This window comes from Pseudoalteromonas sp. SIMBA_162 (genome assembly GCF_046535955.1).
Classification (GTDB): Bacteria; Pseudomonadota; Gammaproteobacteria; order Enterobacterales; family Alteromonadaceae; genus Pseudoalteromonas; species Pseudoalteromonas marina.
This window is the reverse complement of sequence record NZ_JAWJBQ010000146.1, coordinates 1-351: the sequence shown is the minus strand read 5'-3', so window position 1 is coordinate 351 and position 351 is coordinate 1. Positions and strand designations below refer to the sequence as shown.

The 351-nt window shown below is 29.9% G+C and carries 1 protein-coding gene; it reads left to right on the top strand.

Annotated features, from left to right (window positions below):
• Positions 1–281 (top strand): hypothetical protein (locus tag R0J88_RS19090; protein ID WP_410900741.1); only part of this gene is annotated, 281 nt, incomplete at its 5' end.
• Positions 282–351: the final 70 nt, after the last annotated feature.

Here is a 351-nt window from a genome sequence, read left to right as displayed (position 1 = left end):
AGTTGAATATTAATAATCAAGTACTAGTACTAATACTAGTACTGATACCAATACTAATAATAGGGGGAATACTAATGTTAAAGAAAGTACTAGTACGATTGAAAAATAAAAAGGTGATTTTGGGTGTAGCTTCAGGAATCCTATTAATCCTTGTGAATCTAGGATTGATTGATGCAGTACAATCTAATGAATTATTAGAAGTCGCTAACACTATTCTTGGTGTAGGTGTAGCTATCGGTATTTTAAGTAATCCTGATACACATACTGAACAAACTAAATAATAGTTATATCTATCCCTTAGTAGTCTGTCTTTCAGATTATTAGGGGATATTTTTTTGTATATATTGTTAG